The 14831-nt window shown below is 36.7% G+C and carries 11 protein-coding genes, 1 pseudogene and 1 other annotated feature; of the genes and pseudogenes, 11 read left to right on the top strand and 1 reads right to left on the bottom strand.

The window, feature by feature from the left end; all coding sequences use genetic code 11:
- Nucleotides 1-234 precede the first annotated feature (234 nt).
- Complete coding sequence (locus RTP52_RS03565; RefSeq protein WP_312369279.1) at nucleotides 235-2481, bottom strand: S8 family serine peptidase; 2247 nt, start codon at nucleotides 2479-2481, stop codon at nucleotides 235-237.
- Nucleotides 2482-2679: 198 nt separating this feature from the next.
- On the opposite strand from RTP52_RS03565, the gene RTP52_RS03570 reads away from it, so the two are divergent.
- The 11 genes and pseudogenes from RTP52_RS03570 to RTP52_RS03620 all read left to right on the top strand — a co-directional run.
- A complete protein-coding gene (locus RTP52_RS03570; protein ID WP_312103963.1) occupies nucleotides 2680-4233 on the top strand; it encodes an AraC family transcriptional regulator in 1554 nt (517 codons plus the stop codon).
- Between the two features lie 413 nt (nucleotides 4234-4646).
- A complete protein-coding gene (gene rpmG / locus RTP52_RS03575) occupies nucleotides 4647-4796 on the top strand; it encodes a 50S ribosomal protein L33 (RefSeq protein ID WP_012201691.1) in 150 nt (49 codons plus the stop codon).
- 73 nt (nucleotides 4797-4869) lie between these two features.
- Nucleotides 4870-5076 (top strand): preprotein translocase subunit SecE, encoded by a 207-nt coding sequence (secE, locus tag RTP52_RS03580; RefSeq protein ID WP_312103960.1) that lies wholly within the window; start codon nucleotides 4870-4872, stop codon nucleotides 5074-5076.
- A gap of 19 nt (nucleotides 5077-5095) precedes the next feature.
- Nucleotides 5096-5614 carry a transcription termination/antitermination protein NusG gene (gene nusG, locus RTP52_RS03585; protein ID WP_312103958.1) on the top strand — a complete coding sequence of 173 codons (519 nt, stop codon included), beginning with the start codon at nucleotides 5096-5098 and terminating at the stop codon, nucleotides 5612-5614.
- A gap of 131 nt (nucleotides 5615-5745) precedes the next feature.
- On the top strand, nucleotides 5746-6174 hold the full coding sequence (gene rplK, locus RTP52_RS03590; RefSeq protein ID WP_312103955.1) for a 50S ribosomal protein L11: 429 nt from the start codon (nucleotides 5746-5748) through the stop codon (nucleotides 6172-6174).
- A 58-nt stretch (nucleotides 6175-6232) separates the two neighbouring features.
- Nucleotides 6233-6925: a 50S ribosomal protein L1 gene (gene rplA / locus RTP52_RS03595; RefSeq protein WP_312103952.1), complete on the top strand. Its 693-nt coding sequence runs from the start codon at nucleotides 6233-6235 to the stop codon at nucleotides 6923-6925.
- Between the two features lie 113 nt (nucleotides 6926-7038).
- Nucleotides 7039-7183: a sequence feature (ribosomal protein L10 leader region), on the top strand.
- Between the two features lie 32 nt (nucleotides 7184-7215).
- Nucleotides 7216-7710 carry a 50S ribosomal protein L10 gene (gene rplJ, locus RTP52_RS03600; protein WP_312103950.1) on the top strand — a complete coding sequence of 165 codons (495 nt, stop codon included), beginning with the start codon at nucleotides 7216-7218 and terminating at the stop codon, nucleotides 7708-7710.
- Between the two features lie 75 nt (nucleotides 7711-7785).
- Nucleotides 7786-8148: a 50S ribosomal protein L7/L12 gene (rplL, locus tag RTP52_RS03605; protein ID WP_312103948.1), complete on the top strand. Its 363-nt coding sequence runs from the start codon at nucleotides 7786-7788 to the stop codon at nucleotides 8146-8148.
- A gap of 350 nt (nucleotides 8149-8498) precedes the next feature.
- Nucleotides 8499-9677: an MFS transporter gene (locus tag RTP52_RS03610; protein ID WP_312369282.1), complete on the top strand. Its 1179-nt coding sequence runs from the start codon at nucleotides 8499-8501 to the stop codon at nucleotides 9675-9677.
- A gap of 193 nt (nucleotides 9678-9870) precedes the next feature.
- Complete coding sequence (locus tag RTP52_RS03615) at nucleotides 9871-12504, top strand: cation-translocating P-type ATPase (RefSeq protein WP_312369390.1); 2634 nt, start codon at nucleotides 9871-9873, stop codon at nucleotides 12502-12504.
- An 809-nt stretch (nucleotides 12505-13313) separates the two neighbouring features.
- Nucleotides 13314-14831: pseudogene (locus tag RTP52_RS03620) on the top strand (DNA-directed RNA polymerase subunit beta); the annotation flags it as partial.

A 14831-nucleotide genomic window follows, 5' to 3' on the forward strand; every position in this document is an offset into this window, starting at 1 on the left:
GGAGGATTTTAAGTATCCGCTTTGACGTAAGGAATACTATGCAATCGATACTTGTGAACTTTCTAGTTTGAATTTTGGTTTAAATAAAAGTTAAAAAATAAGGGGGTTGATGCAAAAATAAGAAATTACTATTTTGCATCAACCCCCTAACTTCAATACTGTAGCTACGTTTTACATGGTGCGTTCTTATTACTTAGAGACAATAATTCTGCACTTCCTTGTTAAGTGTTCTTATTACTTAGAAACAATAATTCTGCACTTCCTTGTTAAACCACTTGATGTTTGTACGTATATCGTAGCATGCCCTTTTGATTTGGCATGAATTAAGCCCCATTGACTTACACTCGCAACAGAAGGATTTGAAGAATAATAATAAAGTCGATCTGTGTTAACGCGAGGAGAGACGTCTACATCCAAGCGGCTTACAGAACCTATTGATAAGGATTTTGATTCTTCAGACAATTTAAAGTCGGTGATAGGAGTTATTTCACAGTCAATGACATAGACTGTCTTATTCCCTCGGTAATCAGAGGTGTATATGGTATATGGACCAGGTTCGGTTACTTGTATCGTTACATTATGATTACTTAAGTCAAGAGTGGATCCCTCTATAAGAGGGATTCCCTCGTGACCGCTAAGGAAATCTTTTACGGTCTTTTTACCAGGTAGGTACTTTACAGACTTGATACCGCTTTTTGAGTCTTTAATGGTAGCAGATATCGTGATTGTATTGGTACTTAGTGAGGTACTGTAACTTGCTGTAATTGTTGGTGCTTGATTGTCATCTATGATTTCATATGGTAATACAACCTCATTACCAGCATAATCACTTACATAAAACGTATACCAACCAGCCTTAGCTACTTCTAGTCTGTCTTCTTCAATAGAGGTACCAATCGTACCGCGCTTAAAGTCGTCTAAGGCCTTTTTCCCTGGTTGATAGGAGACAATACGAATTCCTGAATTACCTTTGTCATTTGCTTCTATGAAAGCAGTGAGATTACCTTTGTCGTATCCTGTTTTCACTGAAATAGATGGCTTTTTGGTATCTCTTTTTAGTAATTCCATGGACTCTATAGATGCATAGGCATTTGGGATCCCTGGGAAGTAGGTCAATGAGCCTAAGTTTTCCAGTGGTTTGTAGTTCATAAGCAATACCTCTTTGACATTCGATGGGTATAACTTCGTGGCACTGGAGTATAAGATTGCAGCAATTCCTGAAACATGAGGTGCAGCCATGGAAGAGCCAGAGAAAGTACGATAGCCACCAACAACAGTACTTAGAATATCCACACCAGGGGCTGCGATATCAACTGAGGTAGCACCGTAGTTGGACTTCACTGTTAAAGTACCATTTGGACTTACAAATGTGACGGAAATAATATTATCTAGAGTGAAGCTGGCTGGATACACCGGTATTTCATCATTATTTGCACCATTGTTCCCGGCAGCCGCAATAAATAACATTGGGGATTCCTTTATTGTTTGCTCTAGAGCTTGATTATAGGTTGTGGAACCCCAACTTAGGTTACAGATATCAGCCCCCATCATAGTAGCATATTTAATTGCTTTTATTGCGTTCCCAATGGTACCTTTACCTTTCGCTCCTCCATGAATTTTTAATGACATAATTTTGGCATCAATATTAGAGGCTACTCCTGCGGTCCCAATTTGATCGTTCGCAGAGGCTGCAATAATACCAGCACAATGTGTACCATGGTCATCATTATCCTCTTTACTAGCGGTCATTGTTTTAGTATCATAATGACATATTGTATAGTCATTATTGTAGAAATCCCAACCATAGACATCGTCAACATAACCATTGTTATCGTTATCAATTCCATCGCCTGGTATTTCATTAGGATTCACCCACATGTGATCTTTTAGGTCGGGATGTTCAAAATCAATTCCTGTGTCAACAATGGCGACGATTACTTGACGAGCTTTAGAATTTTCTTTATTGTAATAAGACCAAGCCTTCGAAAGTTCCAAATCGACATATCTTGAACTGGACGGAAAAACTTTGATGTTTTGAGCATATTGCAAGTCGCTACGGTTGCTTTCGATAGACCATGGCGAAGAATTGTTAGGATCAAAGTTGGAGAATAGCTCAATCTGTTGATTGTAGTCAACAGCACTTATTTCTTCATAATTTCGAAGTGTATGTATTAGGGTATCTGTATCGGACGTATCTGTCATACATAGCATGTAGTTGTCGAATTCCTCAAGGATATGTAGCGATGTATCATAAGCGGATAAGATCTTTTGTTTATCTTCCTCAGATACCTTGGTATCCCAAAGGAGAATAATCTCATTGGGAGAGGAATTTGATTCCATTTGAGGATGAACCTCGCCTCTTTGTTTGTTTGCATCATGGAAGTCAGTCTTTTGACTAGTATTATTTCCTATAAAACAAAGACAAAGAAGTAGCGATAGTAATCTTAGTATGAAGTTTATATGTTTACGAATATTTGTCATAGAAAGCTCCTTCTTTGAATGAAAATTAATTGGTAACGGATATCTATATTAATAATTAAAATAATTACTTTAAAAAAGTAACTCAATACTATATATTTATTTTTAGACAAAATTATGGTTTTTTAGTGGCAGTTATATGTCAAAATAGAATTAAATTAAAATATTTTAAATATATAGGACTAAAGGAGGAGGAAAACAATGAAGGTACTATTAGTCGACATCAGCTTAAATCAGATGAAGAGTATCACTGGAGTTATTGGGGAGTTGATAAAAGGTGTCGAAATCATTGGCATGGCAAGTGATGTGCAGAGTGCTTGCCAAGTTTTTTCAGAACACCACCCAGATATTATTCTCATATCCAAAGAACTAAAAAGTACAGACGGATTTAGCGTAGCCTCCGAGATACGTAAACAGGACAATGAAGTCGGTATTATAGTATATGGTGAGGATGAGTCTGCTACTAGTCTAAAAAGAGCGATAGAAGTTAGAGCACACTCCTATCTTATGAAGCCAATCACAAAAGAGAAGCTTCGCCCGGCAATAGAAGGGATTTGTGAGACTTGTGAACGTAGAAGACATCAGTTAGTAGCGGATCGCGAAATTTTAGCAGCGCAGTCTATGGAATTAATTGAATTTAGTTTTGTCTATTCGGTATTGTATAATGAAGACTTTCAATGGGAATGGAAAAACTATCAGTACATGCTTAATTTAAGCGGAAATGGATACGTTATTTATGTATCATTAGAAAAGGGGAATTATAAAGAAAGGATATCTTATGAGCGGTTTAGTAAGTTAATTAAGAAAAATGTGACCCCAGGTTATCGGTGTATTGTTGGAAGGGAAATGTCTAGAAGCATTGTTATTTTTGCAATGGAAAAATACGGGCAAGAAAGCAATACCTCGAAAGTTGAGCAGATCCGATACGGAGAGTACATACGAAAGGTCTTTCGTGATATGTTCCAAATCGAAGCAAAGGTTGGGATTGGAAGCCTAAAACCGATTGATAAAATTGTAATATCCTATGAAGAGGCACTTCGAAGCCTAAGATATGACCGTATGGGAAGTATCTCCCACGTACAAGACGTGACAGAAGAGCGAAAAGAGAAGAAACAATTCTATACAGAAATGGAAGAGAAGTTCTTATTAAATATCCGGGATGGAAACAAAGAAGCACTTAATAATTTGGTTACATTACTTGATTTGCTATCGGAATATAATATTTTAGATAAAAAAAATAAGCTGTTAGAATTAATTGTCATGGCATCGAATAAAACAAGGCGAGACGGAGGTAGTGAGTCGGAGTACACCAATTATATGGAACTATTACGAGAACTAGATTCACTAGCAGATGGAGAAATCAATGCGTGGGCTTTTCGTAGCGTTAATTATGTTTTAAAATCGGTGAGAGACAATCAGAATGAGAGTTCCTTTGCGGCGATTCGAAAGGTCCTTCGTTATGTTGACGCACATTACGATGAGGATATTACATTAGAAGAGGTGGCTGGTATTTTAAATATTAGTCCCCAATATTTTAGTCGTATCTTTAAAGAAAAGATGGGGATTACTTACGTAGATTACTTAACGAATATTCGTATCAAAAAGGCGCAGGAGTGGCTCGTATATTCGGATAAAAATATACAAGAAATATGTTATATGGTAGGGTATAAAGACCCGAACTATTTTTCTAGGGTGTTTAAAAAAACAGTAGGGGTTACTCCAAAACAGTTTGTTGAAAATAAGGGAAAACGATAAATTACAAAAGAGGTTAAGAGTTGTGCTATGGTAGGAACTTAAATTGCTTCTACCATAGCGAGAAATGTTGACATACTTGACGGAAATTAAAAATTAGGTTATAATAAAGGTATAAATTATAAAATTTGGTACAAATTGATATGATATAACTAGTTTTACTTAAAATAAGGACAAGATAAATATTACAAAATTAAAAAAAGATCATTGACGTGAAGTTCAGAGTGTGATATAGTAAACTGGCTATGGAAGAGGTCTTTTTTTTATGCCTAAAAACAGTGAAGACCTGTATCAGTTCTAGATTTTCGCTAGGACAGTTACATGTTAACGCAAGAATAGGGTAGGATTTATGAATCGGCATATTCTAAATCCAAAGATGCTTTATTCACCACAGAAAATTAACGGAGGTGGAAGTTGTGCGAGTAAAAATTACATTGGCATGTACAGAATGTAAACAGCGTAATTACAACACTACAAAGGAAAAGAAAAATCATCCTGACAGAATGGAAACCAAAAAGTTTTGTAAATTCTGCAAATCACACACATTACACAAAGAAACTAAGTAATAATGTCTAACGATGGATGGCTTTATTCATCCGGTGAGACGACAAACCTTTGACAAGGAAGGAAAGTGAAGTTATGGGAGATACTGCAAATACTTTAGAAAAAGCTCCAAAAAAGAGCTGGTTCAAGGGTCTTAAGTCAGAATTTAAGAAGATCATTTGGCCGGACAAAGAATCACTTGCGAAACAAACCGTAGCTGTTGTTGTCATATCCACTATTTTAGCTGTAGTTATTGGTATTGTTGACCAAATTATAAAATTTGGAATCAGTATAATACTTTAACTAGGATAAGGGTGATGATATGTCAGATGCTAATTGGTACGTAGTTCATACCTACTCGGGATACGAGAATAAGGTAAAAGCCAACATTGAGAAAACAATCGAAAACAGAAAGCTTCAAGATCAGATACTGGAAGTTTCAGTTCCTTTGCAAGATGTTATCGAAGTGAAGAACGGTGTTAAGAAAAAGGTTCAGAAAAAGATGTTCCCTGGTTATGTGTTATTAAACATGATTATGAATGATGACACATGGTATGTAGTTCGTAATACTAGAGGGGTAACTGGATTCGTAGGCCCGGGATCAAAACCGGTTCCACTCACTGACTTCGAGATGAAGAGCATGGGAATTAAGAAAGATGAAATGGTAATTGATTTTGCGGTAGGCGATACCGTAACAGTAGTGTCCGGTGTATGGGAAAATACACAGGGTGTGATCAAAGCAATTAACGAGCATAAACAAATCGTTACCATTAACATCGACATGTTTGGTCGAGAGACACCTGTTGAGATCAGTTTTACGGATGTAAAGGTTGAAAATTAAGAAAAACTTTAAGGTAATGTTAACAAAGTTCGCAAGGTTGCGGACAGTGGGAGGGTAAGTAGCAATTCAGTTAATACTGACAATAAGTCTATTACTCCCGGTAAAACCACAATTTTAGGAGGTATGCTATCATGGCAAAGAAAGTTACAGGTTATATTAAATTACAGATTCCTGCTGCAAAGGCAACACCAGCACCACCTGTTGGTCCTGCACTTGGTCAGCACGGTGTAAACATTGTACAGTTCACAAAGGAATTCAATGCTAGAACAGCAAATCAGGAAGGTATGATCATTCCTGTTGTTATCACTGTATATGCGGACAGAAGCTTTAGCTTCATTACAAAAACTCCTCCAGCAGCAGTATTGCTTAAGAAGGCTTGTAATTTAAAGTCCGGTTCTGCAGCTCCAAACAAGACTAAGGTTGCTACAATCAAAAAGTCTGAAGTTCAGAAAATCGCAGAATTAAAGATGCCAGATTTAAATGCAGCAAGCATCGAGACAGCAATCAGCATGATCTCTGGTACTGCAAGAAGTATGGGTATCACAGTAGTTGAAGACTAACACGATGTTTATATAGATGTGGGAGGGCAATCCCGATAATACCACTAGGAGGTAAATCATGAAAAGAGGAAAGAAATATACTGATTCAGTAAAGCTTATCGACAGAAGTGTTCAGTACGATGTTGAAGAAGCAATCAGTTTAGTAAAAAAATCAGCAGTAGCTAAATTCGATGAGACTATCGAAGCGCACATCAGACTTGGTGTAGACGGACGTCACGCTGACCAGCAGGTTCGTGGTGCGGTAGTATTACCACACGGAACTGGTAAGACAGTTAGAGTTCTTGTATTTGCTAAGGGCGATAAAGTAAATGAAGCTTTAGCAGCAGGTGCTGACTTCGTAGGTGGCGATGAGTTAATTCCAAAGATCCAGAACGATGGATGGTTTGAATTTGACGTTGTAGTTGCAACTCCAGATATGATGGGTGTAGTTGGTCGTCTTGGTCGTGTACTTGGACCTAAGGGATTAATGCCAAACCCTAAGGCAGGAACAGTTACTATGGATGTTACAAAGGCTGTTAATGATATCAAGGCCGGTAAAATCGAATATAGATTGGATAAGACAAACATTATCCACGTGCCAGTTGGTAAAGCTTCCTTTACCGAAGAACAACTCGCAGACAACTTCCAAGCGCTTATGGGTGCAATCATCAAGGCTAAACCTGCTGCAGCTAAGGGACAGTATTTAAGAAGCGTAACAGTCGCATCTACAATGGGCCCTGGAATCAAGCTTAACACAAGTAAATTAGCATAATTTATCCGTCCATACTGTAAATGGGATAAAACCCAAGATTACAGTTTGCACAAAATAAATTGGTGATTGACACACTAATAGATTTATGTTATACTCAAAAAGCTCGTGAGATGCTTAATTCTCACAAACTGCCGAAGACAGTAGGTGCCGTAATGGCGTAAGGTGAAACCGCCTACCGAGGAATAGATTAATCAAGCTAATATGCTAGACTAATAATCTGTCTCCTGTTTTCGCAGGAGGCAGTTTTTTATTCCGTCTTCTATACAGAATCTATAAGGAGGTGTACTAGAATGGCAAAGGTTGAATTAAAGAAACCAATCGTTGATGAAATCAAGGCTTATGCTGCAGATGCTAAGGCAGCGGTTATCGTAGATTACCGTGGACTTACTGTAGAGCAGGATACAGCACTTCGTAAGAAATTAAGAGAAGCTGGTGTTGTATACAAGGTATACAAGAACACATATCTTAAGATGGCTTTCGAAGGTACTGATTTCTCTCAGTTAGACAAACATTTAGAAGGACCTACAGCAGTAGCTTTTAGTACTGAGGATGCAACATCCGCAGCTAGAGTTTTAGCAGAGTTTGCTAAGACAGCAGACAAGCTTGAATTAAAGGCTGGTGTAGTAGATGGAACTTATTACGATGCAAAGGGCATTCAGACGATTGCTACTATTCCATCAAGAGAAGTTCTTATTTCCAAGTTACTTGGAAGTCTTCAGTCTCCAATTACAAACTTCGCTCGTGTGCTTAAGCAGATCGCAGAGAAGAATGGAGAAGTTGCTTAGTATATAACTTTACTTCCCTTGTGATTTAGAGTTAATAGAACGTAAAAACCAATAATTTTATGGAGGTATTTAATAATGACAACTCAAGAGTTTATCGATGCTATTAAGGGCATGACAGTATTAGAGTTAAATGATTTAGTAAAAGCTTGTGAAGAAGAATTCGGTGTAAGCGCAGCAGCAGGTGTTGTTGTAGCAGCAGCTGGCCCAGCAGAAGCAGCTGAGGAGAAGACAGAGTTCGACGTTGAGTTAACAGACGTTGGAGCAAACAAAGTTAAGGTTATCAAAGTAGTTCGTGAAGTAACTGGTTTAGGCTTAAAAGAAGCTAAGGACGTTGTTGATGGCGCTCCTAAGGTTCTTAAAGAGGCTGCTTCTAAGGAAGAAGCTGAAGATATCAAGACTAAGCTTGAAGCTGAAGGTGCAAAAGTTACTCTTAAGTAATCTAACCCTCTTGATATACTGGATGCGGCAGTTTACTGCTCAAGTCCCTTATGTTAGAGAACGAACAGCGATTACATCATAAGATGAAATTCGCTATGTTTTCTATCACTTACAAAAATAGAAACCACTCCGTGTGTGGGTTACGATGAGTAGCAAACAGTTCGGAGTGGTTTTTTACATGCATGAAAAAGAAAAATTCGCATTGTGCTTTTACTTATACATGGCAAGAATAAGTTTACAAAGCGTATTTTTCATATACAAGACAAGGAAAAGTTCGCGAAGTATACTTTTTCTTCTATACAGAAGAAATGTTTCTCATTTTGATCATTGGATTTGCTATGGAGGATATTATGCTAGATCAAGTTAAGAAAAATAGTAAATTTGAACGTTTTTTTGTTTTCCTCACCTGTTACTATGCATTTTTCGTAAATGGTATGATGGTTTTAATGGTAGGTACTATATTGCCTTATCTGATCGAGGAAGCAAATTTAAGTTTTAGTATAGCTGGAGGGTTATTTGCGATTGGTAATCTTCTTGCAAGTTTCGTAAATCCACCGATTATAGCAAAGTTTGGTAGGAAACGGACCATTATTGCTTTATCATCACTAATTCCAATATGCTTAATTATTATAATGGGGATACCTTCCATTCCAGTTTTATATCTAAGCTTTGTATTTCTTGGTATTGGTCGTGGATCTGTTAGTATTTTTAATAACACTGTAGTGAATGAACGTGCAGAGGGGAAAAGTTCGATGTTAAACATCTTACATATGGCATTTGCAATTGGTGCTTTCCTTGCTCCTTTCCTAAGTTCTCTCTACATTAGCCATCAACTAACCTGGAAACATTTAGGATATACAGTTGTAGCTTTATTTGCACTTACTATTCTCCTTTTATGTTTTATTCCAATACCTCTCGATGAAGGAAAGAGTAAGGGAATAAAGAAAGAACAAACGAATACAAATCGTTCTTATATTAAAAGCAAGGATTTTTATGTGATTGGTTTGATTTTATTTTTCTATCTAGGACTTGAAAACTGTGTGAATGGCTGGTTTATCACATACTTTAAAAAGAGTGGTATTATGAGTGATAAATTAGCAACTAATTTAGTATCTTATACATGGTTGGCAGTAATGATAGGACGTCTTGTGACTGCTTTCTTATCTACTAAGGTGAAAAAGAAGACGTTAATATTAATAAACTGCATTTTAACAACAGGGTTTTTAGGTTTATTAATTTCAACAACCAATGTAAATATCATTGTTTTATCGATTACTTTATTAGGATTTTTCTTTGCTGGAATTTATCCAACCTGTATTGCCAATGCTGGATCAATTATAAAAGGAAGCCCATCTGGCATGTCAATGCTTCTTGCGATAGCTGCACTTGGTGGAATCATTGCACCACAAATTGTCGGAATTATAGCAGATGCCATTGGTCTAGGCGGTGCTATTGGTGTATTGTTATTTAGTAATGTATTTATGGTATTTTTTGCAATCATAAATTTTAAACGTAATGTAATAGAATAGAATACGATATATTTGGAATATTAGTATAGATAAGGGTAGTGTTCTAATGAGAAAGAGCTTTTTTGGCTATAAGAGAATATCTTTGGTCAAAGAAGCTTTTTTTATATATATTCATAACAGTTCACAAAATCTTTCTGTTATGATGGTAAATAGGTTTTTAATTAAAAATAATAAAGAATGGAGCCAAGGTGGAATGAACTTCTATTTAAATGATACCAAAGAGGTTTTGAAGGAAGTTGCAAGTAATGATAATGGTCTTACCAAGGATGAAGCTGAAAATAGAATACAAAAAGACGGAAAGAATATTTTAAAAGAAGCGAAGAAGGAATCTTTGTTTGTTCATTTCTTAAAACAGTTATTAGAACCAATGACAATTATATTAATTTCAGCTGCAATTGTCTCTGGCATTACAGCTGCATATTCTGGAGAATCCTATGCGGATGTTATTATTATTATGGCAGTTGTTATCATAAATGCTGTATTAGGAGTTTATCAGGAGAATAAGGCAGAAAAAGCGATTGATGCTTTGAAAGAAATGGCAGCTGCAATGTCAAAAGTAATCCGTTCTGGAGTACAGCTTTCTATAAAAAGTGAAGACTTGGTCGTAGGTGATATTATCATTCTTGAAGCAGGCGATGCGGTTCCAGCGGATGCGCGTATCTTAGAGAATGCGTCTATGAAGGTAGAGGAAGCAGCCTTAACAGGGGAAAGTGTTCCAGTAAATAAGACTGAACAAACCTTGTCTCTCTATGGAGGAAAGGACATTCCTCTTGGAGATCGTAAGAATATGGTCTACATGGGAAGCACCATTGCTTACGGAAGAGGTAAGGCAGTTGTTACCGGTACAGGAATGAATACTGAAATGGGAAAAATTGCAGATGCACTGGCAAATGCAAAAGAGGGGAAAACTCCACTTCAAATAAAATTATCCCAGTTAAGTAAGATTTTAAGCATTCTTGTTATAGGTATTTGTATTTTTATCTTTGCATTTCGCCTTTTCGGAAGTGGCAGCTTAAACAGTGAGAATCTAATTGACACCTTTATGGTAGCGGTTAGCTTAGCGGTAGCAGCTATACCAGAAGGACTTGCCACTGTTGTTACGATTGTATTATCCATTGGTGTAACCAATATGTCAAAAAGGAATGCTGTCATACGTAAGTTAACAGCAGTTGAAACACTTGGTAGTACACAGATTATTTGTTCTGATAAAACAGGAACCCTTACCCAAAATAAAATGACAGTTGTAAATGAATACACAAATGATCGCGCTTTTTTAGCAACAGCAATGGCTTTATGTAGTGATGCGGAATTGGATGAAGATAATCAGGCAATCGGAGAGCCTACAGAATGTGCCTTAGTCAATTATGCCTATACAAATCAATTATCAAAAGATGAACTAAAAAAGAAACAGCCACGAATTGGAGAAGCACCTTTTGACTCTGTTCGTAAGATGATGACTACAGTACATCAGAAGGAAACCGAATATATTCAGTATACAAAAGGAGCACCTGATGAAGTGCTAAAATGTTGTACTCATTATTTATCTGCGGATGGTGTTACTGAGATCACAGAAGAAATAAAAAGTGAAATACTAACGATAAATAAAGAAATGGCAGACGAGGCATTACGTGTACTAGCCGCTGCCTTTCGTTCTCATCATGATAAGGTAGCTACTTTTGATGAAAAAGATTTAGAAAAAGAGCTTGTGTTTGTTGGATTAACTGGAATGATAGACCCAGTTCGATCAGAAGTTTTAGTTGCAGTTAAGGAATGTAAGGAAGCGGGTATTCGCCCTATTATGATAACAGGTGATCACCGAGATACTGCAGTAGCTATAGCACAGAAACTTGATATTATAAAAGATCCATCTGAGGCTATTACAGGAGCTATGCTTTCTGAAATGGATGATGAGACATTTTCGGATGCGATTGAAAACTACTCTGTTTATGCCCGTGTACAGCCGGAGCATAAAGTTCGAATCGTAACGACTTGGAAAGAAAAAGGTAAAGTGGTTGCAATGACTGGAGATGGTGTAAATGATGCGCCTTCCATTAAAAGTGCTGATATTGGAATCGGAATGGGAATCACAGGTACCGATGTTACGAAAAATGTTGCTGACATGGTGTTAGCTGATGATAATTTTGCTACTATCGTTGTAGCGGTAGAAGAAGGTAGAAGGATTTATGATAACATCCGAAAGTCCATTCAATTTTTACTCTCCTCTAATTTAAGTGAGGTATTAGCAATCTTTGTAGCAACAATTCTTGGTTTTACTATTTTAAAGCCAGTTCATCTTCTTTGGATCAATTTGATTACAGATAGTTTTCCTGCTCTTGCACTCGGTATGGAACGAGGAGAAGCGGATGTGATGAAGAGAAAGCCAAGGGATACGAAGGAGGGAATCTTCGCTGGAGGTCTTGGTTTTGATGTTATCTATCAAGGTTGTTTTGTTACTATAATCACGCTCCTATCCTATTTCGTGGGTCATTATATGGAAAGTGGAAGATGGGAGATCGCAAGTAGCAACGACGGAATGACAATGGCTTTTCTTACTATGTCGTTAGCAGAAGTAATACACTCTTATAACTTACGTTCCAGGGAAAAATCGATTTTTCAGATGAATTATCAAAATTCTTATCTTCTCGGAGCAATTTTATTATCGTTTGTACTAACGACTGCAGTAATTTATGTGCCATTCTTAAGGGATGCATTTGGTTTTACGGAAATAAGGATTGAAGAATATGGAGTTGCAGTTTTATTTGCAATTACCATGATTCCTGTTGTTGAGATTGTAAAGGCGATAAAAAGAATACGGAACAGAAAATAGAAGATTATAAAAAGAATAATAAATAAAAGTATATAAAAAGTAATAAATAATTCGTATATAATATGAGAGCAGGATGAAAAGAGAAATCCTCCTATAAGAAGAGTATGGGGGAATCATCGTTTTATCCTGCTTTTATATTGTAGTGTGAATTGGAATCCAAAATATGGTTATACTACAAATTAATACTAGATTTTTTCCGCTTTCCATACGCTAGTAGCTTGTTGGTAATTTATTGTAGGTTTTTACTATTTGGAGGATAATCTTAGGGGATACCCCTAATTCATGACAAGGAAAAGTCCACGAAGCATGCTTTTTATTATATGGAGGGATAGAAGGGGAAAAATGTGAATATCGGACTTTATAGATATTTTACGAAAAATATAAAAAAGCTGTACAATTTGCTATTGACAGCTTGACTATACTATGATAATATGAAATGTGCACTATTATGATTTTACATGCCCATATGTATATATTATAACACATAAAGTTCAAAATGCAAAGTGTTTTTAAGAAATTTTATTGCATATTTCATAAAAAACACAAAATGTGCTTTTGAAAAACACGGAAAACTCAATATTTTGTGGGTTTTCTTACATTTTATACAGGGTTAAAATAAGTGTACCGCCTTGCTTGCGAGGCTACGAGTATGAGGTTAAATTCGTTTCGATTCAGTCTGTTTGGAACATATCATAATTTAGCTGGTGTGCATTAGTTTTTATTATATGGCTAAGTAACTGAAACAGTAGAATAAACTCTCAATACTCGATTATATAAAAAATAGAAAATTTCAAGGGGTGAAAACGTCAATGGATAAAAACAGAATACGTCCGATTAAAGTTGGAAAAGGCGTAAGAATGAGCTATTCAAAGCAAAAAGAAGTACTTGAAATGCCAAATCTCATTGAAGTTCAGAAGGATTCCTATCAGTGGTTCTTAGAGGAAGGCCTAAATGAAGTATTCGATGATATTTCGCCGATCGAAGATTATAGCGATCATCTTAGCCTTGAGTTCGTAAGCTTTCAGCTCTGCGAGGATGATGTTAAGTATTCGATTGAAGAATGCAAGGAAAGAGATGCAACCTATGCGGCTCCGTTGAAAGTAAAAGTTAGACTTCGTAACAAAGAGACGGAAGAAATCAATGAACATGACATCTTCATGGGTGACTTACCTTTAATGACTGAGACTGGTACCTTTGTTATCAATGGTGCTGAACGTGTTATCGTTAGCCAGTTAGTACGTTCCCCTGGAATTTATTATGCAATTCAACATGATAAAGTTGGTAAGACTCTTCACTCCAGTACCGTAATTCCTAACAGAGGTGCTTGGTTAGAGTATGAAACAGATTCCAACGATGTATTTTATGTTCGAGTAGATAGAAATAGAAAAGTTCCGATTACTGTATTGCTTCGTGCTATGGGTATCGGTTCCAACGCTGAGATTGTTGAGATGTTTGGTGAAGAACCAAAGATTTTAGCAAGCTTTAGCAAAGACCCATCTGATAACTATCAAGATGGTCTTCTTGAGTTGTACAAAAAACTTCGTCCAGGTGAACCACTTTCTGTAGAAAGTGCAGAGTCCTTAATTAATAGTATGTTCTTCGATCCTAGAAGATATGACCTTGCTAAGGTTGGACGTTTTAAGTTTAATAAGAAGTTAGCTTTGAAAAACCGAGTTGTAGGTTTCCCTCTAGCTGAGGATGTTGTTGATACAGAAACAGGTGAAATCCTAGCAGAGGCTGGTACAATTATTACAGAAGCTCTTGCAATTCGTATTCAGAATAGAGCAGTGAAATCCATCTTAGTTCAGGCAGAGGAACGTAACGTTGTTGTTCTTTCTAATATGATGGTTGATTTTGAAGAGTATGTTGAACTGGACTGTGACAAAGAAGAGTTAGGAATCACAGAAGAAGTTTACTACCCAGCTCTTCGTATGATTTTAGATTCTTGCAGCAGTCAAGAAGAAATTAAAGATGCTGTAGCAAAGCATATTACTGATTTAATTCCTAAGCATATTACAAAGGATGATATCTTTGCATCCATCAATTACAATATGCACTTAGAATATGGAATTGGTAATGAAGATGATATTGACCATTTAGGAAATCGTCGTATTCGTGCGGTAGGTGAATTATTACAGAACCAGTACAGAATCGGTCTTTCCAGAATGGAACGTGTTGTTCGTGAAAGAATGACAACTCAGGACTTAGAAGGAATTAGTCCGCAGTCTTTAATTAATATTAAGCCAGTAACCGCAGCAGTGAAGGAATTCTTCGGAAGTTCTCAGTTGTCCCAGTTCATGGATCAGAACAACCCTCTTGGTGAGCTT

This window comes from Lachnoclostridium sp. (assembly GCF_031997925.1).
Lineage (GTDB): Bacteria > Bacillota > Clostridia > Lachnospirales > Lachnospiraceae > Lachnoclostridium.

What these genes read in the sequence shown, in the direction of transcription:
- secE (WP_312103960.1), top strand. Translation starts at nt 4,870, where the DNA reads ATGGGAGATACTGCAAATACTTTAGAAAAAGCTCCAAAAAAGAGCTGG.
- rplJ (WP_312103950.1), top strand. Translation starts at nt 7,216, where the DNA reads ATGGCAAAGGTTGAATTAAAGAAACCAATCGTTGATGAAATCAAGGCT.
- RTP52_RS03615 (WP_312369390.1), top strand. Translation starts at nt 9,871, where the DNA reads ATGAACTTCTATTTAAATGATACCAAAGAGGTTTTGAAGGAAGTTGCA.
- rplA (WP_312103952.1), top strand. Translation starts at nt 6,233, where the DNA reads ATGAAAAGAGGAAAGAAATATACTGATTCAGTAAAGCTTATCGACAGA.
- RTP52_RS03610 (WP_312369282.1), top strand. Translation starts at nt 8,499, where the DNA reads ATGCTAGATCAAGTTAAGAAAAATAGTAAATTTGAACGTTTTTTTGTT.
- RTP52_RS03565 (WP_312369279.1), bottom strand. Translation starts at nt 2,481, where the DNA reads ATGACAAATATTCGTAAACATATAAACTTCATACTAAGATTACTATCG.
- rplL (WP_312103948.1), top strand. Translation starts at nt 7,786, where the DNA reads ATGACAACTCAAGAGTTTATCGATGCTATTAAGGGCATGACAGTATTA.
- nusG (WP_312103958.1), top strand. Translation starts at nt 5,096, where the DNA reads ATGTCAGATGCTAATTGGTACGTAGTTCATACCTACTCGGGATACGAG.
- RTP52_RS03570 (WP_312103963.1), top strand. Translation starts at nt 2,680, where the DNA reads ATGAAGGTACTATTAGTCGACATCAGCTTAAATCAGATGAAGAGTATC.
- rplK (WP_312103955.1), top strand. Translation starts at nt 5,746, where the DNA reads ATGGCAAAGAAAGTTACAGGTTATATTAAATTACAGATTCCTGCTGCA.